This is a genomic window from Kocuria rosea, assembly GCF_006094695.1.
Lineage (GTDB): Bacteria > Actinomycetota > Actinomycetes > Actinomycetales > Micrococcaceae > Kocuria > Kocuria rosea.
In genome coordinates, this window is record NZ_CP035103.1 from 74812 (window position 1) to 96810 (window position 21999).

21 protein-coding genes are annotated in these 21999 nt (G+C 72.2%); 12 read left to right on the forward strand and 9 right to left on the reverse strand.

The window, feature by feature from the left end; genetic code table 11:
* Positions 1 to 9: 9 nt before the first annotated feature.
* The gene (locus EQG70_RS00345) at positions 10 to 981 is read right to left on the reverse strand and encodes an SDR family NAD(P)-dependent oxidoreductase (protein WP_017831750.1); all 972 of its coding nucleotides are present in this window, start codon (positions 979 to 981) and stop codon (positions 10 to 12) included.
* A gap of 197 nt (positions 982 to 1178) precedes the next feature.
* Between EQG70_RS00345 and EQG70_RS00350 the strand changes: the two genes are divergently transcribed.
* A complete protein-coding gene (locus EQG70_RS00350; protein ID WP_017831751.1) occupies positions 1179 to 1637 on the forward strand; it encodes a MarR family winged helix-turn-helix transcriptional regulator in 459 nt (152 codons plus the stop codon).
* A gap of 122 nt (positions 1638 to 1759) precedes the next feature.
* Here the strand turns inward: EQG70_RS00350 and EQG70_RS00355 are convergent, their stop codons facing one another.
* On the reverse strand, positions 1760 to 3097 hold the full coding sequence (locus EQG70_RS00355) for an MFS transporter (RefSeq protein WP_109268871.1): 1338 nt from the start codon (positions 3095 to 3097) through the stop codon (positions 1760 to 1762).
* Between the two features lie 307 nt (positions 3098 to 3404).
* Between EQG70_RS00355 and EQG70_RS00360 the strand changes: the two genes are divergently transcribed.
* From EQG70_RS00360 to EQG70_RS00370, 3 genes are all read left to right on the forward strand, one after another.
* The gene (locus EQG70_RS00360) at positions 3405 to 4937 is read left to right on the forward strand and encodes an acyl-CoA synthetase (protein WP_109268870.1); all 1533 of its coding nucleotides are present in this window, start codon (positions 3405 to 3407) and stop codon (positions 4935 to 4937) included.
* A gap of 120 nt (positions 4938 to 5057) precedes the next feature.
* Positions 5058 to 5579 (forward strand): hypothetical protein, encoded by a 522-nt coding sequence (locus tag EQG70_RS00365; protein WP_138976437.1) that lies wholly within the window; start codon positions 5058 to 5060, stop codon positions 5577 to 5579.
* 159 nt (positions 5580 to 5738) lie between these two features.
* Positions 5739 to 6284: a hypothetical protein gene (locus EQG70_RS00370; RefSeq protein WP_017831755.1), complete on the forward strand. Its 546-nt coding sequence runs from the start codon at positions 5739 to 5741 to the stop codon at positions 6282 to 6284.
* 6 nt (positions 6285 to 6290) lie between these two features.
* Here EQG70_RS00370 and EQG70_RS00375 read toward each other — a convergent pair whose 3' ends face one another.
* From EQG70_RS00375 to EQG70_RS00395, 5 genes are read right to left on the reverse strand one after another with little or no spacing between them, the layout of a single operon-like run.
* A complete protein-coding gene (locus EQG70_RS00375; protein WP_109268909.1) occupies positions 6291 to 7460 on the reverse strand; it encodes a cysteine desulfurase family protein in 1170 nt (389 codons plus the stop codon).
* Between the two features lie 2 nt (positions 7461 to 7462).
* Positions 7463 to 8404: a carboxylating nicotinate-nucleotide diphosphorylase gene (nadC, locus tag EQG70_RS00380; RefSeq protein ID WP_109243552.1), complete on the reverse strand. Its 942-nt coding sequence runs from the start codon at positions 8402 to 8404 to the stop codon at positions 7463 to 7465.
* A complete protein-coding gene (locus EQG70_RS00385) occupies positions 8398 to 10248 on the reverse strand; it encodes an L-aspartate oxidase (RefSeq protein WP_109268868.1) in 1851 nt (616 codons plus the stop codon). The genes nadC and EQG70_RS00385 overlap by 7 nt, the downstream gene beginning before the upstream one ends.
* Entirely contained in the window at positions 10245 to 11540 is a 1296-nt protein-coding gene (nadA, locus tag EQG70_RS00390) for a quinolinate synthase NadA (RefSeq protein WP_109268867.1), read from the reverse strand. The genes EQG70_RS00385 and nadA overlap by 4 nt, the downstream gene beginning before the upstream one ends.
* The gene (locus EQG70_RS00395; RefSeq protein WP_109221608.1) at positions 11537 to 12241 is read right to left on the reverse strand and encodes an NUDIX hydrolase; all 705 of its coding nucleotides are present in this window, start codon (positions 12239 to 12241) and stop codon (positions 11537 to 11539) included. The genes nadA and EQG70_RS00395 overlap by 4 nt, the downstream gene beginning before the upstream one ends.
* Before the next feature lie 224 nt (positions 12242 to 12465).
* Between EQG70_RS00395 and EQG70_RS00400 the strand changes: the two genes are divergently transcribed.
* The 6 genes from EQG70_RS00400 (at position 12466) to EQG70_RS00425 (ending at position 18469) form a co-directional block, all read left to right on the forward strand.
* Positions 12466 to 13116: a DUF6318 family protein gene (locus tag EQG70_RS00400; RefSeq protein WP_109268866.1), complete on the forward strand. Its 651-nt coding sequence runs from the start codon at positions 12466 to 12468 to the stop codon at positions 13114 to 13116.
* Between the two features lie 250 nt (positions 13117 to 13366).
* The gene (locus EQG70_RS00405; protein ID WP_232035219.1) at positions 13367 to 14194 is read left to right on the forward strand and encodes a PKD domain-containing protein; all 828 of its coding nucleotides are present in this window, start codon (positions 13367 to 13369) and stop codon (positions 14192 to 14194) included.
* A gap of 129 nt (positions 14195 to 14323) precedes the next feature.
* The gene (locus tag EQG70_RS00410) at positions 14324 to 14743 is read left to right on the forward strand and encodes a hypothetical protein (protein ID WP_017831762.1); all 420 of its coding nucleotides are present in this window, start codon (positions 14324 to 14326) and stop codon (positions 14741 to 14743) included.
* Between the two features lie 20 nt (positions 14744 to 14763).
* The gene (locus EQG70_RS00415; RefSeq protein WP_109268865.1) at positions 14764 to 16134 is read left to right on the forward strand and encodes a M4 family metallopeptidase; all 1371 of its coding nucleotides are present in this window, start codon (positions 14764 to 14766) and stop codon (positions 16132 to 16134) included.
* Between the two features lie 76 nt (positions 16135 to 16210).
* Entirely contained in the window at positions 16211 to 16543 is a 333-nt protein-coding gene (locus EQG70_RS00420) for a protealysin inhibitor emfourin (protein ID WP_126346755.1), read from the forward strand.
* Between the two features lie 201 nt (positions 16544 to 16744).
* A complete protein-coding gene (locus EQG70_RS00425) occupies positions 16745 to 18469 on the forward strand; it encodes an aryl-sulfate sulfotransferase (protein WP_167508842.1) in 1725 nt (574 codons plus the stop codon).
* 261 nt (positions 18470 to 18730) lie between these two features.
* Here EQG70_RS00425 and EQG70_RS00430 read toward each other — a convergent pair whose 3' ends face one another.
* Entirely contained in the window at positions 18731 to 19255 is a 525-nt protein-coding gene (locus EQG70_RS00430) for a VOC family protein (RefSeq protein WP_109268863.1), read from the reverse strand.
* Between the two features lie 73 nt (positions 19256 to 19328).
* Between EQG70_RS00430 and EQG70_RS00435 the strand changes: the two genes are divergently transcribed.
* The gene (locus tag EQG70_RS00435) at positions 19329 to 20249 is read left to right on the forward strand and encodes a helix-turn-helix domain-containing protein (protein WP_109268862.1); all 921 of its coding nucleotides are present in this window, start codon (positions 19329 to 19331) and stop codon (positions 20247 to 20249) included.
* A 25-nt stretch (positions 20250 to 20274) separates the two neighbouring features.
* Here EQG70_RS00435 and EQG70_RS00440 read toward each other — a convergent pair whose 3' ends face one another.
* A complete protein-coding gene (locus EQG70_RS00440; protein ID WP_109268861.1) occupies positions 20275 to 20637 on the reverse strand; it encodes a rhodanese-like domain-containing protein in 363 nt (120 codons plus the stop codon).
* A 149-nt stretch (positions 20638 to 20786) separates the two neighbouring features.
* Here EQG70_RS00440 and EQG70_RS00445 point away from each other — a divergent pair, with 149 nt between their 5' ends.
* Positions 20787 to 21908, forward strand: a complete 1122-nt coding sequence (locus EQG70_RS00445; protein ID WP_244296613.1) for an alkene reductase — start codon at positions 20787 to 20789, stop codon at positions 21906 to 21908.
* Positions 21909 to 21999: the final 91 nt, after the last annotated feature.

Consider the following 21999-nt stretch of genomic DNA (forward strand, 5'->3'; position numbering starts at 1 on the left):
GTGGTCCCCCTAGGACTGCTGGGTCGCGGACTCGGGCTTCAGTTCCTCCGGCAGCGGGGGCAGGGTCTCGCCGACCGGCTGCAGGCTGCCCTCGAGGATGGCGGGGAGCTGCTCGCGCAGCGCCTCGAAGGTCCAGCCGCCGTTGCGGTACTCGGTGGCCACGGGGCGGGGGTGGCTGAAGACCTGCAGGCGGTCCCCGCCGGCGCCGATGGCCTGGCCGGTGACGCCCGCGGCGTCGTCGGAGGCGAGCCAGGCGATCAGGCCGGCGACGTCGGCGGCGTTGCCGAAGCCGAGGTCCTTGCGGAAGAAGTCCGGCATCGGCTCGCCGCGGCGGTCGGCCTCGACGGCGGAGCGGAAGAAGGGGATGGTCTCGGTCATGGCGGTGGCGGCCACGGGGATGACGGCGTTGGCGGTGACGCCGGCCTTCTTCATCTCCAGGGCCCAGGTGCGGACCATGCCCACGATCCCGGCCTTCGCCGCCGCGTAGTTGGTCTGGCCGAAGTTGCCGTACTGGCCGGTGGGGGAGCCGATGGTGATGATCCGCCCGGGCACCCCGTTCTCCTTGAAGTACCGGTAGGCCTCGCGGGCGCAGGTGAAGGTGCCGCGCAGGTGCACCTGGATGACGAGGTCGAAGTCCTCGTCGGTCATCTTCAGCAGGGACTTGTCGCGCAGCACCCCGGCGTTGGTGACGAGGACGTCGAGGCGGCCGAAGGCCTCCACCGCACCCTGCACCAGGGCGGTGGCGGTCTCGGTGGAGCCCACGGGGGCGACGACGGCGACGGCCCGCCCGCCGGTCTCGGTGATGGAGGCGACGGCGTTCTCGGCGATGGCCTGGTCGACGTCGTTGATGACCACGGCCGCGCCCTGGCGGGCGAGCTCCTGGGCGTAGGCCAGGCCCAGACCCTGGCCGGAGCCGGTGACGACGGCGACCTTGCCGGCGAGAGGGGTGGTGCTCGGGGATGCGGTGCTGTCCTGTGCCATGGGGTGGCTCCTTCGCTGACGGATCGGCGCTGACGGATCGGCGCTCGTGGATGGGCGGACGGGGTGACGCCCGTCACTGCTGCGGGTTCGTCCCTATTCCACCGCTATTCGTTGAGAATGTCAATGGTTAAGAACCTCCATCTATGCTGGGGGCACGGATTCCGTAGACTGGGGTCCCCGGCCCCAGGAGAGACGCTATGACCACGCCCACCGACCCGTCCGCCGGTCTCGAGCGCCTCCTCGAGGCGGAGCTGACGGCGGAGCCGGTCTTCCTGATGGCCCGCGCCGCCTCGACGGGCTCCTCGGCGGCCAATCGGAGGCTGGCGGAGCTGGAGCTGAAGGTGCGCCACTACTCGGTCCTGGCGCTGGCCTGCGGCGAGGAGCAGCTGACGCAGCGCGAGCTCAGCCAGTTCCTGGTGCTGGACCCCAGTCAGATCGTGGCCATCCTCGACGACCTCGAGCGGCGCGGCGCGGTGGAGCGCCGGACCGACCCGCGGGACCGCCGCTCGAAGATCATCGCCCCCACCGCCGCCGGCCGGGAGCTGTACGCCCGGGCCAGGGTCCTGGTGGAGAACTCCACCGCGGAGTCGCTCTCCCCGCTCTCCCCGGCGGAGCGGGAGGAGCTGTCCCGGCTGCTGAAGAAGGTGGCCTTCTGACGGACCGCTCCCCCGGCCCTCGACGACGCCGAGCCCCCGCCCCGCCCCCTCTCCCCGGTCGATCGGGGAGGGCGGTGACGAGGCGGGGGCTCGGTGCCGCAGGTGCTCCGCAGCGGGCGGCGTCAGTGCTCGTGGGTCTCCAGGTCGAAGTCCTTGGACTCACGGGTGAGCAGGATGAACACCGCGCTGACCACCGCCATCCCGGCCAGGTACCAGACCACGGGGGCGATGGCCTGCCCGGAGGAGGCGTAGATCGAGGCGAGGATCGTGGGGGTGAAGCCCGCCCCGATCAGGGTGGCGAACTGGTAGCCCAGTGACGCGCCGGTGTAGCGGGACGACGTGCCGAACTGCTCCGAGATGAAGGCCGCCAGCGGTCCGTAGATCGCGGCGTGGCAGGCCAGCCCGATGGTGAAGGTCACGAAGATCAGCAGCACGTTGCCGGTGGCCAGCCAGGAGAACATGGGGAGGATGAGGGCGATGAACAGCACCAGCCCCACGACCATGACGGGGCGCCGGCCCAGCTGGTCGGACAGGCGGCCCATGCCGACCACGAAGAACACGCTGAGCACGGACGCGAGGGCGAAGGCGTAGAGGACCGGCTGCCGGTCGGCGCCGCGCTCGACCGCGTAGGCGACCGCGAAGGTGGCCAGGAAGACCTGGAGGGCGAACCCGGAGGCCCCCGCCAGCATCGTGTAGACCAGGGCGCGGGGGCGGCGCAGCACCTCGACGATGGGCACCTTGCGCTTGGCGGTGGGGCCCTCCGCGGCCTCCTTGGCCAGCGCGGCCTGGAAGATCGGGCTCTCGGACACCTGGGAGCGCACGAAGACGCCCACGGCCAGCAGCAGGACGGACAGCAGGAACGGGACGCGCCAGCCCCACGAGAGGAACTGCTCCTCCGGCATGGCGGCGAACAGGCCCAGGACGAAGGTGCCCAGCGCGGCACCGGTCGGGGCGCCGGCGTTGGTGAAGGACGCGGCGAACCCCCGCCTGCCCTTCGCGGAGTGCTCCAGGGCCAGCAGTGCGGCCCCGCCCCACTCGCCGCCCACGGCGATGCCCTGGCACACCCGCAGGAGGATCAGGATGACCGCCCCCCAGGAGCCGATGACGGCGGCGCTGGGGATGAGGCCGATGAGCGTCGAGGCGATGCCCATGATCAGCATCGAGATGATGAGCATCTTCTTGCGGCCCAGGCGGTCGCCGAAGTGGCCGAAGACCGACCCGCCCAGCGGGCGGGCCAGGTAGCCGGCGGCGAAGGTGCCGTACGCGGCGATCGTGCCGGCCAGCGGGTCGAGGTCGGTGAAGAACACGTAGGGGAAGACCAGGGCGGAGGCCGAGGCGTAGAGCAGGAAGTCGTAGAACTCGATGGTGGAGCCGAGGTAGCTGGAGAAGATGACCTTGCGCGCCTCTTTGTTCCTGGCGCGGGCGTCCAGGGACGCCAGGGTGCCGGGTGCTGCTGACATGGCGGTTCCTTGCTCTGGGGCGGAGAGAGTGGGTGTGCCGCCGGGACGGGGCTCCGGTGCGGCGGGCGGGCCGGCCCCGGTCCTCGGGTGCGTCCGGGCGGTGGTGTGGGCCGACTCACAGTGCGACCATTGGAACAGCAATCAATTGAAGATGTCAACCATTGAGAATATGACACAAGTGGGAAAGTCGCGCGGGGGCGGGTTCGCCCGGGGGCCTGGACAATGTGATCCAGCTCTCTCTACGCTGGAGGCTAATAGTGGAACTTTTCAACTATTGGCTTTGACGACTGTTTGAGGAGACGATCGCATGCGCAATCAGGGACTGGGATCCTGGCTCGTCCGGAGGCTCGAGAAGTCCGGGCCCAGGACGGCCGTGATCCACGGCGAGCGCACGCTGACGTACCGGGAGCTGCACGACCGGTCCCGGCGCCTCGCGACGGCCCTGTCCGGCCGGGGCGTGGGCCCCGGGGACCGGGTGGCGTTCCTCGGGGAGAACAGCCCGGCCTTCCTGGAGGCGATGTTCGCCGCGGGAGCGCTCGGCGCGGTCCTCGTCCCCCTCAACACGCGCCTGGCCGTCCCCGAGATCCGCTACCAGCTGGAGGACGCGGACGTCTCGGTGCTGATCCACGACGCCGCCCTGACGGGCCTGGCCGCACCGGCCGCCCGGGACCTGCCGGACGTGGTCCGCTGGGTCGTGGCGGGGGAGGACGCGGCCGGGGAGGGCGCGGACGAGGTCCCCGCCCTCGGGGCGGTGATCGCGGCGGCCGAGCCCTGGACGGAGGACGTCCCGGTGGGCCTGGACGACCTCGCCGTGATCCTCTACACCTCCGGGACCACCGGCCGGCCCAAGGGCGCCTGTCTGACCCACGGCAACTTCACCTGGAACTGCTTCAACGTCCTGGTCGACTACGACGTGGCGGCCGACGACGTCGCGCTCATGATCTCCCCGATGTTCCACGTGGCCTCGCTCGGGATGGGGGTGCTGCCGACGCTGCTGAAGGGCGCCACGCTGGTGCTCGAGTCCAAGTTCGTGCCCGGCCGGGTGCTGGAGCTCATCGAGCGCCACCGCGTCACCTGGCTCTCCGGGGTGCCGACCACCTACCAGATGCTGTGCGAGCACCCGGACTGGGACACCACGGACCTCTCCTCCCTGCGCAAGCTCACCTGCGGCGGCTCCGCGGTGCCCATGCGGGTCCTGGACGCCTACGAGAACCGGGGACTGGCCTTCACCGCCAGCTACGGCATGACGGAGACCTCCCCGGGCGCCACCAACCTCCCCGCCGCGAAGTCCCGCGAGAAGGCGGGCTCCTCCGGGCTGCCGCACTTCTTCTCCGACGTGCGGATCGTGGACGCGGCGGGGGAGCCCGCGGCTCCCGGCGAGGCGGGGGAGATCCTGCTCTCGGGGCCCAACGTCATCCGGGAGTACTGGAACCGCCCCGACGCGGCGGGGTCCTTCGAGGGGGAGTGGTTCCACTCCGGGGACCTGGGCTACCTGGACGAGGACGGCTACCTGTTCGTCGCGGACCGGATCAAGGACATGATCATCTCCGGCGGGGAGAACATCTACCCGGCGGAGGTCGAGGCGGCCATCCTCGAGCTGCCGGAGGTGGCCGCCGTGGCGGTCATCGGCGTGCCCGACGAGAAGTGGGGCGAGGTGCCGCACGCCGTCGTCGTCCCCCGGGAGGGGCGGGAGCTCACCGCGGGGACGATCCAGGAGCACCTGGCCGGCCGGCTGGCCCGCTACAAGGTCCCCAAGACGCTGAGCCTCGTGGACGAGATGCCCCGCACCGCGTCCGGCAAGATCCGCAAGAACGTCCTGCGCGAGCAGGCCGCCGGCTAAGGCGCGGGACCGGTCGCGCGCCGTCCGGGCTGGACGCGTCCACGACTTTTCATTAGCCTCCCCAGCACGGCCCGATGGCCGGACTCCTGTCGGGGGACAGGGGGGACTGGGGGAGATCGAGTGGGAAAGAGACTGCTGACCTGCGTGGTGGCGGCCGTGACGCTGCGCCCGGACGGCACGGGCTCCGTCGGCCGGGAGGACGTCCTGCGGGCCGTGGGCTGGACCAACGACCGGCTGCAGACCTCCGCCGCGGAGCTGGACCTCGTCGCGGAGACGGTCACCGTGGCCACCGCGTCGTGGGAGTGCGTCCAGGAGCTCACCGGCGCCGTGGCCGTGCAGGAGCGGCGGACGACGACGACCGCCCGGGCGGACCTGGTCGCCACCGTGCAGCGGAGCTCGGTGACGGGTGCCGTCACGGGCTTCGAGCTGCAGGGCTTCGCCGAGGACGCCGTGTCCGTCTCCGTGGTCGAGGGCCCCGACCTCGACGCCTGCCCGGGGAACGGGGGCGGGGACCAGGACGGGGCGTGGTCCCGGGTGCCCCGGTCCACCGAACGGGCGCAGGCGCACGAGGGGCCTGCCCTGGAGGTCGTCCACGACGGGGTGGCGCACCCGGTGCCCACCGAGCGGGAGGAAGCGGCCTGAGGGGCGCGCTGCGCGGCACCGCATGTGTCGCCGCAGGTCGGACAGGGGGTCACAGATGGGTCACGCCGCTGGATCGGCCCCCCGTGCCTGCATTAGCGTTCGGAAAAACGATCCGGGAGCGCGTCCCCGGTGTCGGGGGACAGGGGATTGGGGAAGCACATGCACAAGGTCATCGTGGTACTGGCGGCTCTCGCGGCGGCGGGGGTGTCGATCGGGCTGGCGGCGCCGGCCTGGGCGGCCACGCAGCTCCACGAGGACGGCACCGGCTTCGTGACCGCCGCCGACGCCCGGGCCGCGCTCGGCTGGGACGACGAGACGCTGCAGGCCAACGCGGCCTCGCTCGAGTTCGTGGCGGAGACCGAGTCGGTGACCGAGATCTCGTGGGAGTGCGTGAAGCCGGGGACCGCCGAGGTCCTGACGCGGCGGACGGACCTGGTGATCACCGAGACCCGGGGGATCGCGAGCACGCCGAGCACCCTGTGGTGGCGGACGGTCGTCGGCTTCCGGCTGGAGGGCTTCGACGGCCGGGGCGCCTCGAGCGCGGTTCCCGAGGGCCCCGCGCCCCACTCCTGCCCGGACCCCTCCTGGGTCCTGGTGTCGGAGAGCTCGCGGAGCGCAGAGCAGAAGGGCGAGCCGGTCCTGGCTGTCGTGCACGCCGGGGTGCAGCACCCGGTGCCGGTCGCGCTCCCGGTCCCGGTCGGCTGAGCGCGTTCAGCCGCGCGCCGCGACCAGCCGCTCGACGACGTCCCGGGCCGCCGCCACGATCCCGTCCACCTGTTCCGGGGTGACCTCGGCGGACAGCGTGAACCGGACCGCGGTGGTGGCGACCTCGGCGGGGAAGCCCATGGCGGTCAGCACGTGGGAGGGCTCGGTGTCCCCGGCCGCGCAGGCCGAGCCCGAGGAGACGAGCAGCCCGCGGGCCTCCAGATCCACCAGGACCGTCTCGCCGTTGACGCCGGGGAAGCAGAACGAGGCGTTGCCGGGCAGCCGCGCCGCCGGCCGCTCCCGGGGGTCCGGACCGGTCAGCACGGCCGACGGGACCGCGGACAGGATCCCGGTGATCAGCCGGTTCCGCAGCTCGGCCAGGCGCACCGACTTCGCCGCCCGCTCCTCGGCGGACAGCCGCAGGGCCGTGGCGAGGCCCACGGCGCCGGCCACGTTCGAGGTCCCGGAGCGCCGGCCGCGCTCGTGCCCGCCGCCGCTCAGCAGCGGGCGCAGGGGGGTCCCGCGGCGCAGGAACAGCACCCCCACGCCCTTGGGCCCCCCGATCTTGTGCCCGGCGAGGCTCAGCGCCGCCACGTCGAGCGCCTGTACGTCCAGTTCCAGCGACCCGGCCGTCTGGACCGCATCCGTATGGAACGGGACGTCCCGCGCCCGAGCCACCGCAGCCAGGTCGGCGATCGCCTGGACCGTACCCGTCTCGTTGTTCGCATGCATCACGGATACCACTGCGGTGCCCGGACGAACAGCCCTCTCCAGGGCGGCGGGGTCCACGAACCCCTCGGCGGACACGCCCAGCTCGGTGACGTCGAAGCCGTCCCAGCGGGCCAGGTCCCGGGCGGAGTCGAGCACGGCGTGGTGCTCGACGGCGCTCGTCACCACGTGCGTGCACGCGGGGTCCCGGTCCCGGCGGCCCAGGGCGATGCCCTTGACGGCCAGGTTGTCGGCCTCGGTCCCGCCGGACGTGAACACGACCTCGGCGGGCCGGCAGTTCAGCACCTGCGCGACCGTCGCCCGGGCTCGGTCCAGTCCGGCCAGCGCCCGCCGGCCCGCGTCGTGGTGGCTGGAGGCGTTGCCGAACTCCTGCGTGAGATAGGGCCACATGGCCTCCAGGACCTCCCGCCGGACGGGGGTGGTGGCGGCCGAGTCGAGGTACAGCACCGTCATCCCGTCCCGGTGCCGGTGCCGTGGCCGCTGCCGCTCCCGTTGCCGAGCCCGATGTCGAGGCCCAGGTCCAGGTTGCGGGCGGAGTGGGTGAGTGCGCCCACCGAGATGACGTCCACCCCGGTGGCCGCGATGTCCCCGACGGTCTCCAGGCTCACGCCGCCGGAGGCCTCGACGGTCGCCCGGCCGTCGATGATCGCCACGCCGCTCACGAGGTCGTCCAGCGAGAAGTTGTCGAGCAGGATCGTGTCCGCGCCGCCGGCCAGGACCGCCTCGATCTGGTCGAGCCGGTCCACCTCCACCTCGAGGTGCACCGTGTGGGGGAGACGACGGCGCAGCTGCCGCAGGGCGCCGGTCAGGTCGGTGCCGTCGGCCGTGAGCAGGGCCAGGTGGTTGTCCTTGGCCATCACGGCGTCCGAGAGGGAGTGCCGGTGGTTGTGCCCGCCCCCGCTGAGCACGGCGTGCTTCTCGAGCGCCCGCAGCCCCGGGGTGGTCTTGCGGGTGTCGGCCACCCGGGTGCGGGTGATCGTGCCGGACGGGAGGTTCGCGGCCTGCTCCACGCGGGCGACCGTCTCCTCGACGGCGGCGACGTAGCGGGCGGTCAGGGTGGCGATCCCGCACATCCGCTGGGTCAGGTTCAGGGCCACGCGCTCGCCGGTCAGCACGGCCCGGGCGGGACCGGTCACCACGGCCAGGGTGTCCCCGGCCTCGAAGCGGTCGCCCTCGGCGGAGACCAGCTCGACGGCCACCGCGGGGTCCGCGGCGGCGAACGTCGCGGCGAAGACCTGCCCGCCGGAGAAGACACCGGCCTCGCGCGCCACGAGCTCGGCCCGGGCGGTGGTGCCGGCGGGGATGAGGTGCTCGGAGGTGATGTCGCCCCAGGGCGCGTCCTCGGCGAGCCCCCGCTCCACGACCTCGGTGATGGCGGCTCGGGTCAGCATGCGGGGATCCTCTCCGGTGGGTCGAACATGTCGATGGAAGTATGTGCACAGGTCAGCGCCGCTTCGACGACCCCATCCGGGGCCGGCTCCAGCCGCCAGAACGTGCGCCGCGCGCGGGCGGGATCGGGTGCCGGGAAGTCCTCCCGGAAGTGGGCGCCCCGGGACTCGGTGCGGTGCAGGGCCGCGGCGGTCACGGCACGGCCCACGGTCAGCAGGTTCCGGTCCTCGACCGCACGGCGGGAGAGACCGGCGGGTGGGCGGAAGCCGGCCAGCCGCCGGGCCAGCGCCTCGAGCCGCGAACGGTCGCGCAGGACGCCGGCGCCCGCCCACATGGCGTCCTGGAACTGCCCGCGGTCGAACGGCACGGTGTCCCCGTCGACCTGCGCAGCCTCTCCGTCGACCGGGTCGGTGTCCTTGTCGAACGGCACGGCGTCCCTGTCGAACGGCGCCGTGCTCCGGGACCGGGCGGCCGCGGTCCCGGACCGACCGGCCGCCGGCAGGATCTCGGTGCGGCCGGGCAGGACGAGGCGCACCGGGGCGTCGTCGGCCGCTCGGCAGGTCCCCGGCGCGTCCGTGCGCAGCGCGTCCGCCTGCAGTGCCTCGGCCACGCGAGCCCCGAAGACGGCGCCCTCCAGCAGCGAGTTGGAGGCCAGCCGGTTGGCGCCGTGCACGCCCGTGGCCGCGCACTCGCCCACGGCGTAGAGCCCCGGGACGGTGGTGCGGCCGAGGCCGTCGGTGGCCACGCCGCCCATCAGGTAGTGGGCCGCCGGGGTGACCGGGACCGGTTCGCGGGACCAGTCGAGGCCGTGGGCCCGCAGGGCGGCGTCGATCGTGGGGAAGCGCCGGGCGAGGAACTCGGCGGTCGTGCCGCCCCCGTGCGGGCCGGGGCCGGACGGGCTCAGCGCGGTGCAGTCGAGCAGGACCGGCAGGCCGTCCTGGGCCAGGGACCGGCGGACGTTCTCGCGGGCCACCACGTCGCGGGGGGCGAGCTCCGCGCGCGGGTGCACGTCCTCGAGGTAGCGCCGGCCCGTGCTGTCCCGCAGCACCGCGCCCTCGCCGCGGACGGCCTCGGAGACCAGGAAGCAGCCCGGGGCGGCGAGGGCGGTCGGGTGGAACTGCACGAACTCCAGGTCCGCCACGGCGGCGCCCGCCCGCAGGGCCGCGGCGATGCCGTCACCGGTGGCCACGGCCGGATTGGTGGTGTGGGGGTAGAGCTGTCCGGCCCCGCCGGTCGCGAGCACCACGGCGTCCGCGGCCAGTTCGTGGAGCCGGTCCCCGGGACCCGCCAGGACGAGGGCCCCGGCCGCGCGGCCGCCTGGGCCGAGCACGAGGTCGACCAGCATGGTGTGCCGCAGGACCGTCAGTCGCCCCGCGGCCTCGGCCGCCAGCGCGGCGGCGAGGAGGGCGCGCTGGATCTCGCGGCCGGTCGCGTCGCCGCCGGCGTGCAGGATCCGGGGCACGGAGTGGGCGCCCTCGAGACCCTCGAGCCAGGGGGAGTCCGGTCCGGCCGCGCGGTCGAGGGCCACACCGCGCGCCACGAGCTCGTCGATGGCGGCCGCCGAGTCGCGCACGAGCACGCGCACGGCGTCGTCGTCGCACGTCCCCGCCCCCGCGGCGAGGGTGTCCTGGACGTGCAGCTCCTCGGAGTCGCGGGGCTGGCCGGCCGGGAGCGCGGCCGTCATGGCCGCGATCCCGCCCTGCGCGCGGGCCGTGCCGGTCTCGTCGAGGGCGTCCTTGCTCAGCAGCGTCACGTCGAGACCGTGGCCCGCGGCGCCCAGGGCCGCGGTGAGGCCGGCGATGCCGCTGCCCACCACGAGCACGCGCGGTGCCGGGTTCGTGCTCACCGCGGCAGCGCCGCCAGCATCCGCTCGAGCGCCACCTCGGCGTCCCGGGCGGTCGCGGCGTCCACGGAGATCCGGTTGATCACGCGCCCGGCCACGAGCTCCTCGAGCATCCACGCGAGGTAGCCGGGGTGGATCCGGTACATCGTGGAGCACGGGCAGATCACCGGGTCCAGGCAGAAGATCGTGTGCTCGGGGTGCTGGTCGGCGAGCCGGTTGACCATGTTGATCTCGGTGCCGATCGCGAAGGTGCTGCCGGGCTCGGCGGCGTCGATCGCCTTGCGGATGTAGTCGGTGGAGCCGTTCTCGTCGGCGGCGTCGACCACGGGCATGGGGCACTCGGGGTGCACGATCACCCGCACGCCGGGGTGCTCGGCGCGGGCCTTGTCGATCTGGGCCACGGTGAAGCGGCGGTGCACGGAGCAGAAGCCGTGCCAGAGGATCACCTCGGCGTCCTGCAGGTCCTGCGCGGTGTTCCCGCCGAGGTCCTTGTGGGGGTTCCACATCGGCATCCGCTCGAGGGCGATCCCCATGGCCTTGGCGGTGTTGCGGCCCAGGTGCTGGTCCGGGAAGAACAGCACCCGCCGACCGCGCTCGAAGGCCCACTCCAGGACGGTCGCGGCGTTGGAGGAGGTGCACACGATGCCACCGTGCCGGCCGCAGAACGCCTTGAGCGCCGCGGAGGAGTTCATGTACGTCACGGGGACCACGGTCTGCCGGCCGTCGTCGTCGGTCTCCCCGAGGATGTCCATGAGCTGCTCCCAGGCCTCCTCGACGGAGTCCTCGTCGGCCATGTCCGCCATGGAGCAGCCGGCGGCGAGGTTGGGCAGGATCACGGACTGGTGCTCGCCGGAGAGGATGTCGGCGGTCTCGGCCATGAAGTGCACACCGCAGAACACGATCGCCTCGGCCTCCGGCCTGCTCCTGGCGGCGCGGGCCAGCTGGAACGAGTCGCCGAGGAAGTCGGCGTGCTTCACGATCTCGTCCCGCTGGTAGAAGTGCCCGAGCACCACCACGCGCTCGCCGAGGGTCTGCTTGGCGGCAGTGATCCGCCGGTCGAGCTCCTCGGCGGAGGCATGCTGGTACTCCTCGGGGATCACGGGCTGGGCGGGGGCGCCGGCGGGCACCACGTCGTCCTCGGAGGCCCCGGGGCCGTAGCCGGCGGAGACGGCGGGTGCGAAGTCCCAGGGGTTTGCGGAGAGGTCGGTGCTGCAGGTGCTCGGGGCCGGGGCGGTTCCCGGCAGGCCGGCCGGCTTCCCGGTCAGCAGGTCGATGTGGGTGGCGACGGAGGTCATGTCTGCTCCTGGGTGCTGCGGCCGGCCGGGGTGCGGTCGGCGAGGTCGAGGTCGTGGTTGTAGCGGTAGAGCCGGGGCGGGCGATGACGCGTGCCCTCCAGGCGGGTGCCGGTGTCGAGGACGGCGCCGGACGCGAGCACCTGGCGCCGGAAGTTGGCCGGGTCCAGGGGGGTGCCGAGGATCGCCTCGTGCACCTCACGCAGGGCGGCGAGGGTGAAGGTCTCGCCGAGGAAGGAGTGGGCCACGCGGCTGTAGGTGATCTTGTTGCGCAGCCGGTAGAGGGCGTAGTCCACGATGTCGCTGTGGTCGAACGCCAGCGGCGGCAGCTCGGAGGTGCGCATCCACGTGACGTTGAGGTCGGCGTGGAGGTCGGAGGTCTGGTCGGTGCGGATCGAGGCCCAGTAGACGATCGAGACGACGCGCTCCTCGGCGTTCGCCGAGCGGGTCAGGCCGCCGAAGGCGTAGAGCTGCTCGAGGTAGCCGGGCTGCAGGCCGGTGGTGAGCTGCAGGGACCGGGCGGCGGAGGCCTCGAGGTCCTCGTGCGGCTGGAGTGGTCCGCCGGGCAGGGCCCACATCCCCCGGAAGGGGTCGCGGATGCGGCGGACGAGGGGCAGCCAGAGTTCCTTGCCGCCGTCGGGGCCGGTGTCGCGGGCGGCGAAGATGACGGTCGACACCGCCAGTTCCACGTTCTGCGCGGTCATCGTCACCTCCCTCACGTCCACTGCCTTCTGGTTGCAGCGACTATAACACTGTTCGAGTCGGAGTGACATTAACGAAGTCGTGACCATGGTGCCGCTGACCAGGCCCCATGAAAACGCGAGTTTCGGCGTGTCCACAGGGGTTGCTCCCGCACAGTGGGGGGCGCTTACCATCTGACCCATCCAGCCGGCCCGTCCGGCCGTGGCAGAGCGAAGCGGGGAACTTCATGGTGCGGTCCAGCCCAGTCGGCACGGTGGTCGGGGGCGTCGCCCTGGCGGCACTGCTCCTCACGGGATGCGGTCCCGACGACGACGACGGCGCCGCGGCGTCCTCTTCCAGCACTGCCTCATCGGCTGCGGCGAGCTCATCGGAGCCTGGTCCGGACGCCACTCCCGCCGACTACGTGCCGGCCTCGCTCGACGGGCCCGCGCAGAACGTGCCGAAGCCCGTCATGCCGGACCTGGCGAAGGAGGAGTCCCGGGACGGGGCGCAGGCCTTCCTCGACTACTGGTCCGACGCCATGTGGTACGCGTACCAGACCGGCGACACCTCATATGCACGGGACATCATCAGTCCGCACTGCGAGGTTTGCCTTGACGAGCTATCTGAAGTTGAACTCGCGTACAAAGCTAGCCAGTGGTTAACTGGCGGGCGGCAAGTATTTGAAGTGCAGGATTCTGTCGTACAGCGGGCTACGGATGGAATTTATAAGCCCGTGGTCAAATACAAGAATGATGAGGTGCGACTTGTCGGAGATCAGGGGCTAGTCGATACGGTCGAACCGGATCCAAACTCTGACGACCCGCTACTCGTATACCTCGACTACCAGGACCAGGCATGGATCTACATTACTATGGCCCCTTTGCCGGGGAGCTAAAATGTATGGGTTCCGAATGAAACCTCCTGTAGTTGCCACAGTCTTGTGTGTAAGCTTGTTGGCGTTTCCGATTTCAGCAAATGCGGAAACAGGCGAAGAATTGGATTCGTTGGATTCCATCAACCGCGGCAGGGAGCTTTCGTCGGGCGCTTCATCCTATGCGCGTGCCAAGAATAATGACATTCACCTCGAAATTAAGGATGAGTATCGTTCGTCGCTTGCCATCCCCTCCGATGTATCCGCGAAAGAAGTGGAAGCTGCAGCCCCGGTCGACTACGACCCGGACGAGGACCCCGCTTTCCAGAAGGCGCTCCGCCAGTACCTGAGCGACCAGGGCGTCGACCGGCCGTTCAACCCGGACACCATCGCGCAGTCGAAGCAGCAGACGTTCGGCCTGCAGAACCCGTGCACCAACCGGACCGGCGACATCCTCGAGGACTGCCTGGCGGAGCGGGACTGCACCACTGCCGACGGTGGGGAGGGCGTCTACATGAACGTCGTCGTCCGGCAGGGGGAGGGGCCCAGCACGCCGTGGGGCGAGCCGATGTGCGTGGCGGTCGCCGAGGCGGAGGGCGGCGAGGAGGTCGTGGAGCTGCCGACCTTCACCCTGCAGGACTTCAGGACGCTCGCCGTCGCGCCCGCGGCCAGTGCCGTCCAGCCCGCGCCCGACACGCTGCGGGGCATGCACACCAACGTCTGGGCGGAGGCCCGGCCCCAGCAGTTCAGCACCGAGCTGGGTGGTTTCCCGGTCGAGGTGCGCGCCGTGCCGGTCCAGTACGCATGGGACTACGGCGACGGGACCGCGCTCGGGCCGACCGAGCTCAGCGGCGCCCCGCTCGCGGAGGGGGCGTGGGACGTGGAGACCGACACCAGCCACGTCTACACGGAGACGGGTGAATACGCCGTCTCGCTCACCACCTGGTTCTCCGGCGAGTACTCCGTGGCGGGTGGACCATGGCTGCCCGTGGCGGGGCTCAACGACGTCGCGAGCGCGCCCGTGCCGATCAGCGTCTGGCGCTCCACGGTGCGCAACTACGCGGACGACTGCCTCGAGAACCCGCAGGGCACCGGCTGCTGATTTCCGCGCCGGCCGGTACGCCGTCGGATCCTGGTGGGATGATCGTTGCACATGGTTCTCCGGCTCCCGGAGCACCCGGTCAGCGGTCCCGCCGGTGCTCGTGCGCCGGGCGAGGAAAGGGGCGGAACAGTGACGATCTCCGGTCCGTGGGTGCTCCACTTCAGCTGGGGCTGCACCGACGACTACGGCAGGGTGGGCCTCGTGTTCGACCCGGACGGCACCTTCTCGGGCGGGGGGTTCTCCGGCGCCTGGCGGCAGCAGGACGGCACCCTGCTGCTCCGCTTCGCCGACGGCCCCGCGCAGTACGGCGGCACGGTCACCGGCACCGCGGGAGCAGGAGCGATGTCCTCCTTCGACGGCTCGCCGGGCGGCTGCTGGTACCTGGCCAGGCAGGGAAGCGCCGGCGGGCCGGGATCCGCGGACAGCAGCGCCGGGCAGCCGGCGGACGTCGCCGGGCGGAGGCTGGACTCCGCGGGGACGGCGCCCGGTGCGCCGGACGGCCCGGGGACGGCGCCCGGTGAGCTGGACGCCGCGGGCAACCGGATCTGATGCGGAGGGGTGGGGAAGCGATGACCACGGACCACGGACACCGGCACGGAGCGTTCTGCGGGGTGATCCCGCCGTACGTGCACGAGCAGATGGCGGTGCACGGGGACGAGCAGACCCGCCGGAACGCCCTGGCCGCGCTGGCCGTGGACACCACGGTCCGGGCGGAACGGCTGATCGCGGACCTCACCGCTCGGGCCGTCGCGGCGCAGCCGACCGCCCACAGGGAGCGGAAGGTCCACTCGGCCGGCAACACCGCGGAGCTCCCGGGGACGCTCGTGCGCTCGGAGGGAGCCCCCGCCAGCGGGGACCCCGCCGTGGACGAGGCGTACGACGGGCTGGGCTCCACGTTCGACCTCCTGCAGGAGGTCTTCGGGCGCAACTCCCTCGACGACGCCGGCATGCCCCTGCTCGGCACGGTGCACTACCAGGAGAAGTACAACAACGCGGCGTGGGACGGCCGGCAGATGATCTTCGGGGACGGCGACGGCCAGTACTTCAACCGCTTCACCGCCGCCGTGGACGTCATCGGGCACGAGCTCGCGCACGGCATCACCACGCACGAGTCCGACCTGCTGTACATGTACCAGTCCGGGGCGCTCAACGAGCACTTCTCCGACGTCATCGGGGCCATGGTCAAGCAGTACGTGGCCGTTCCCCGCCAGACGGCGGCGGACGCCGACTGGATCATCGGTGCAGGCCTGTTCACGAGCGCCGTCAACGGGGTGGGCCTCCGCTCGATGAAGGCACCCGGCACCGCGTTCGACGACGACGTGCTCGGCAAGGACCCGCAGCCGGACCACATGTCCCGCTTCGTGCACACCCTGGACGACAACGGCGGGGTGCACATCAACTCCGGCATCCCGAACCGGGCGTTCTGCCTCGCGGCGACCGGACTGGGCGGCCACAGCTGGGACAGGGCCGGCCGGATCTGGTACGCCGCGATGCGTGATCCCGAGCTGCGGCGCCTGCGGTGGGTCGCGCAGTTCAAGGACTTCGCGGGCCTCACGATCGAGCACGCCGCCGCCCTGTTCGGACCCGCGGAGCAGGCCGTGGTGGCGGACGCCTGGCAGCAGGTGGGGGTTGCGCCCGAGACGTCCCGGTCCGTGGGCGCCCTCGCGGACGAGTGGGTGCTCCAGTACAGCTGGGGCTGCACGGACTCCTCCGCGCGGGTGCATCTGACCTTCCACGACAACGGCTCGTTCACCGGCGAGCTGTCCGGCCAGTGGCACCAGCAGGACGGCACCCTGCTCCTGTCCTTCGACGCCGGTGCGGCCCGGTACGCCGGCACCCTGGTGGGCGACGTCGCCACGGGCGCCATGACCACGTTCGACGGAGCGGACGGGTGCTGGCGCCTGACCCGGAAGGGCGCCGCGGGTATAGTCGGGAACTGATTCCTCACCGGCCCCGCCGGTCCCCGCGCGGGCCCGGTCTTGGCCATCCGCGTCCGACGGAGGGACGGTGCCGTCCATGGCGAGAGTCAGCTACCGCCTCGAGGGAGGCCTCGCGTACTTCCCCGGGCTGGCCGTGGAGCGGAGCTTCGAGACCGAGTCCCTGCCCCGGGCGCAGCAGGACGCGCTCCTCGACCTCTTCGAGACCGTCCTGGCGCACCGGCTGGGATCGACCGCCCCGACGACCCGTCAGGGAGCGGCCGACCAGCAGTCCTACGTGATCGAGGTCCAGGAGAGCTCCGGCGTCCGGCGCCTCGTGGTGAGCGAGTTCGACCAGGACCCGGCGGCGCAGGAGCTCGTGGCGCGGCTGCGCGACTGCGCTGACCGGTGCGAGCCCGGCGGGGGTCAGTGAGGCGGACCCGGAGCGGCACCCGCAGGACGGCACGGCACGGATCGCCGGACCGCCCGGAGGTCATCCGGGGACATTCCCGTCGCCGACATGCGCCTGGGGTGCGGCGTTAGCCCCCGCAAAGACATCGCCCCTTATCAGAGGGGTCTTGCGTGGCTACAATCGGCCGGACTTCACCGCCGCACCCACCGCCAGGAGTCCCAGATGTCCCACCGATCGCGTGCTCGTTCCGTCACCCTGCTCACGGCGGCCGCTCTGGTCGTGTCGGGGGGCCCGGCCCTCGCGGTCGGGCCTCCGCGGGTGCTGCAGCAGCCCGGTGCTCCTCCCATGGTGCCTGCCGCCGAGCAAGTGGCGGCCACGGCCGAGACCTACCCGGAGGCGGACACGAACGTCTACACCGTCTCGGTCACCCGCAACGGAGTTCCCGAGGAGCGCGACAGCTTCGCCCCGGACGTGCAGGAGGTGGTCGACGCCGCGCTGGACGACCTGAAGTCCCTGGGCTCCTCTCCCGAGGCTCCTCTGCTCGTCCTCAACCCCTTCGGCACCAACACCACCGGCGTGCACGCCCAGTTCGAGACCGAGGGCAGCGGCACCCTGACGTACACCGTCAGCTCTCCCGGCACCGAGGACTTCACGCGCGTCGCCAAGGACCACGACCCGAGCGCCGCGTCGTTCGAGGGGCAGCTCATCGGGGTGGTCCCGGGCGCCGAGAACACCGTGACCACCACCTGGCAGCCCGACGACGGCGGGCCCACGGAGTTCTCGTTCACCATGACCGCTCCGCCGAGCGCGTCGGGCGACCGCACGACCCTCGACCGGACCGTGGTGGGGAACGCCGAGGAGCTCACCGACGGGCTGTTCGCGGTCATGGGGCTGAGGCGCCACATCGACTACACCCTGCTCTACGACAACGCGGGGGTGCTGCGCGCCGAGTTCGACCTCGACGGCTACCGCACGGACCGGCTGGAGTTCTACGGCGACACCATGGTGACCACCGTCGGGACGGACAAGGTCGCCCGGATCGACGGCCTGGGCCGGGTCGTGGCCACGCACGTCCTGGCGGGCTTCGAGATGCACCACGACTTCGACGTCACCGACGACGGCAAGCTCGTGATCCTGGCGACGGAGACCGCCAAGGGCAGTGTGGAGGACGTCCTGGTGTCCCTGGACCTCGAGACCGGGACCTACGAGAAGACGGTCGACTTCACGGAGCTCCTCGCCGATTACAAGTCCCGCACCCAGCCCTACGGCCCGGGGTTCTACGGTCCGGGCGAGGTGGACGACTGGCTGCACCTGAACTCGGTCGACTGGTCCCCGGACGGGGACTCCGTGATCGTCAGCGCGCGCGAGAACTCCGCGATCCTGAAGGTCGACGACGTCCACGGGAACCCCACGGCCGACTACATCATCGGTCAGCGCGAGGTCTGGGCCGGCACCGGGGCCGAGGACCTGCTCCTCGAGAAGACGGGGGACTTCCCCGACACCGGTGGGCAGCACTCGGTGGTGCGCCACGACGACGTGGCGCTGGCGGACGGCCAGTACTACCTCACGATGTTCGACAACTCGTTCTGGAGCATGAGAAGCCGTCCGGACTACACGGCCCCTGTGCCCGTTGGGACTTCCCCGGTGGCCACTGCGGACCCCTCCCTCCGCTCGGAGTACCGGAAGTACCTCGTCGACGAGAACGCCGGGACCTACAGCGAGGTCGAGACCGTCCCCGTGCCCTACTCCGCGATCGTCAGCAACGTGCAGGACCTCGGCGGTCCGCTCGTGGTCAACAGCGGCCAGGCCCTGACGTTCGCCGAGTACGACGCTCAGCGCCAGGTCATCGCCCGCTTCGACTACGCCCTCGCGGGGACGACCGAGGACGACTTCGCCTACCGGGTGCTGAAGTACGGGTTCGACGACTTCTGGTTCGCCGCGCCCTGAGCCGGCGCGCTCGCGCCGGCGGGCACGGGCGGCGGCACCGGCACCACCGAGCCACCGAGCCACCGCCCAGGAAGCCTGCTTCAGCTCGTGTTCAGCAGGAGGTGGTTGGCTGATTGGTGCGAGGGGGCATCCCCGGGACACAGGGAGAAGCTGACGGTCCCGGTCGAGGGTTGGAGAGCCGCGACCGGGACCCGTCCCGGAGGCCGGACCCCGTGCGCGTCCGAGGAGTTCGCGCGCGGGGCCCGGACCCTCCGCGACGCCTCATTCCTGCCCCATGGACTCCGCCCACTCGGCGACCCGGGCGCTGCTCTGCTCCTCGGAGAGGTCCTCGACCCGGGTCATGACCGACCAGCGGACGCCGAACGGGTCGCGGATGCTGCCGTAGCGGTCGCCCGAGACGAACGTGCTGACGGGCTCGCGCACGGTGGCGCCGGCGGCGACGGCGCGCGCCACCACGTCGTCGACGTCCGGGACGTAGAGGTCCAGCGAATAGCAGTCGTCGTCGCCCGCGGGCGGGGCCACGAGGTGGAAGTCGGGGTTCACCTCACCCAGCTGGAGCCGTCCGTCGCCGAGATCGATGGTCGCGTGCACGACGACGGGAGTCCCGTCCGGCCCGGGCATGTCGGTGCGGTCGACGAGGGCGGCCCCGAAGGTGCGGGTGTAGAAGTCGAGCGCCGCGGCCGCGTCGACCACCGCGATGAACGGGGTCAGGGACGTGAACCCCCGGGGCGTCCCGTCGGTGGTGTGCGCTCCGGTGACCCCACGGAGGTTCTGCTCTGTGCTCATGCTCCGAGCCTAGGCAGCCGGTGCCGGGCGGTCTTGAAGATTCCCGCCACCTCCGGGTGGTTACGCTCGTGCCATGAGCGAGCCGCCCACCACGCGGGGCCACCTCACCCCGGGACCGCACGCCACGGTCGTGCGCCTGCCCGCGCCCGACGACGTCGCCCACCTCGTCCGGCAGCTGTGGATCCCCGAGTGGGACCTGCCGGCGGGGGAGCGGGCCGAGCAGCTGGTGCTGGGCTATCCGGCGAGCAACGTGGTGGTCGAACCGGACGGGGTGGCGCTGCACGGGCCCACGAGCCGTGCGTCCACCCGGGTGCTCACGGGCCGGGGCTGGGCGGTCGGCGCGCTGCTGCGCCCGGCGGGGGTCCTGCTGTTCACGGAGCACCCGGCGGATCTGCTCGACGGGTCCGCGCCCGTCAGTGCGCCCGGGCTGCGCTCCGCCGTCGCGGAGGCCATGGCGGGGGCCGATCCGGCCGGGCGGTGGGCACGTCCGGCGGATCCGCCCGGCGGAACGGAGTCCGTCAGCGCGCCCGGGCTGCGCTCTGCCGCCGCGGGGGCTGTGGCGGGTGCCGATCCGGCCGGCCGGCATCTGCGGGCGGCGGCCCTGCTCGCGGACCACGTCCGGGCGCTGGCGGCGGCGGTGCCCCCGTCCGCGGCGCGGGACGGTGCCCTGGCCAATCGCATGGTCGACCTCCTCGAGGCGGGGACCGTCGCGCGGAGCCCGGCGGGCCTGGCCCGGCAGCTGCACGTCTCCGAGCGCTCGCTGCAACGGCTCGCGGCCCGGTTCGTGGGGATGCCGCCCCAGCTGCTGCTCCGTCGTCGTCGGCTCCAGGAGGCGGCCGAGCGGATGCGCGCGGACCCGGCCGCGGACCTCGGGGCGCTCGCCGCGGAGCTGGGCTTCGCGGACCAGTCCCACCTCACCCGGGAGTTCCGGTCGGTGCTGGGTGCCACTCCGCGCGGCTACGGCCGCGCCCGGTCCGGCCGGGAGGGCGGATGAGGAGTCCGGGGACCCGGGGCGTGGGTCAGGCGACCGTGCCGGGGCGGCCGTTCTTCGCCACCACGCGCTCGCCGGCGAGCTGCCAGGCCGTCATGCCACCGCGGAGGCTGGCCGCCTGGTACCCGGCCATGGACAGCCGGCGGGCGGCGTTCGCCGAGCGGGCGCCGGATCGGCAGACCGTCACGACCGGCCGGTCCTTGGACAGCTCGCGCTGCCGGGTGCCGAGGGCGTCCAGCGGGATGTGCCGGGCGGCCGGGGCATGACCCGCGGGGTACTCCTGGGCGGTGCGGACGTCGACGAGCACGGCCCCGCCGTCCAGGAGCTCCCGGGCGCGTGCCACGTCCACGGTCTCGTAGGTGCTGCCGAAGAGTCGGCCGAGAAAGCCCATGGCTCAGTTCTCCTTCGCGGTGGTCGAGAGGTTCGTGCCGCACCGGGCGGGACACGTAGGCCTATTATACCCCAGGGGGTATACCTCCCACCAGCTGTGAGGAACGAGACAGCCGGAGTGCAAATAACTCCGGGGGATCTCCTGTTGACATGGAAAGAACCAGTTCCCTGATGAAAGGCCTCCCCGTGCCGCACTCCACCCTGACCACCCCCGTCACCCTCGGCTCCCTCGAGCTGCCGAACCGCCTGGTCATGGCGCCGCTCACCCGGATGCGCTCCGGCCGGGACGGCGTCCCCGGCGAGCTCAACGTGGAGCACTACACCCAGCGCGCCTCGATGGGCCTCATCGTCACCGAGGGCACGTACCCGGACGTGGTGGGGCAGGGCTTCGCCTACCAGCCCGGCATTGAGACGCCCGAGCAGGTCGAGGGCTGGCGCCGGGTGGCCGAGAGGGTGCACGCCGCCGACGGCCGCCTGTTCATGCAGGTCATGCACGCCGGGCGCGTCACGCACCCGGACATCAACGGCGGCTCCCAGCCGGTGGCCCCGAGTGCTCTCGCGATCGAGGGGAAGACGCACACCTACCAGGGCAAGGCCGACTACCCCGTGCCGCACGCGCTGACCGCCGAGGAGCTGCCGGGCGTGGTGGAGTCCTTCGTCCGGGCATCTCGCAACGCGATCGAGGCGGGCCTGGACGGTGTGGAGATCCACGGCGCGAACGGCTACCTGCTGCACGAGTTCCTCGCGCCGGGCGCCAACCAGCGCACCGACGAGTACGGCGGCTCCCCCGAGAACCGCGCCCGCTTCGTGGTCGAGCTGGTCCGGGCCGTGGCCGAGGCCGTCGGTGCGGAGCGGGTCGGTCTGCGGATCTCGCCCGAGCACAACATCCAGGACGCCTGGGAGACGGACCACGAGGATGTCCGGGCCACGTACGCCGCCCTCGTCGACGGCATCGGGGACCTCGGCCTCGCCTACCTCTCCGTGCTGCACAAGGAGCCGGCGGGGGAGTTCGTCCAGGGGCTGCGCACCCGCTTCGGCGGCGCCTTCCTGGCCAACAGCGGCTTCAGCGACGTCCCGACCACCCGGGAGGAGAGCGTGCAGCTGATCGAGGAGGGTGTGGCGGACGGCGTCGTCGTCGGGCGCCCGGCGATCGCGAACCCGGACCTGGCGCGGCGCTGGGCGGAGGGTCTGCCGGAGAACGTGCCGGACCCGCGGACCTTCTACACGCAGAGCGCCGAGGGCTACACGGACTACCCGTTCGCGCAGGCCTGAGCCACTCCCCGCGTCCCGCCCGGCCCTGCCGGGCGGGACGTGGGGACCCTCGACGGTGGTCCGGGTCACGTCTTAGGGTGTCGGAACCGGC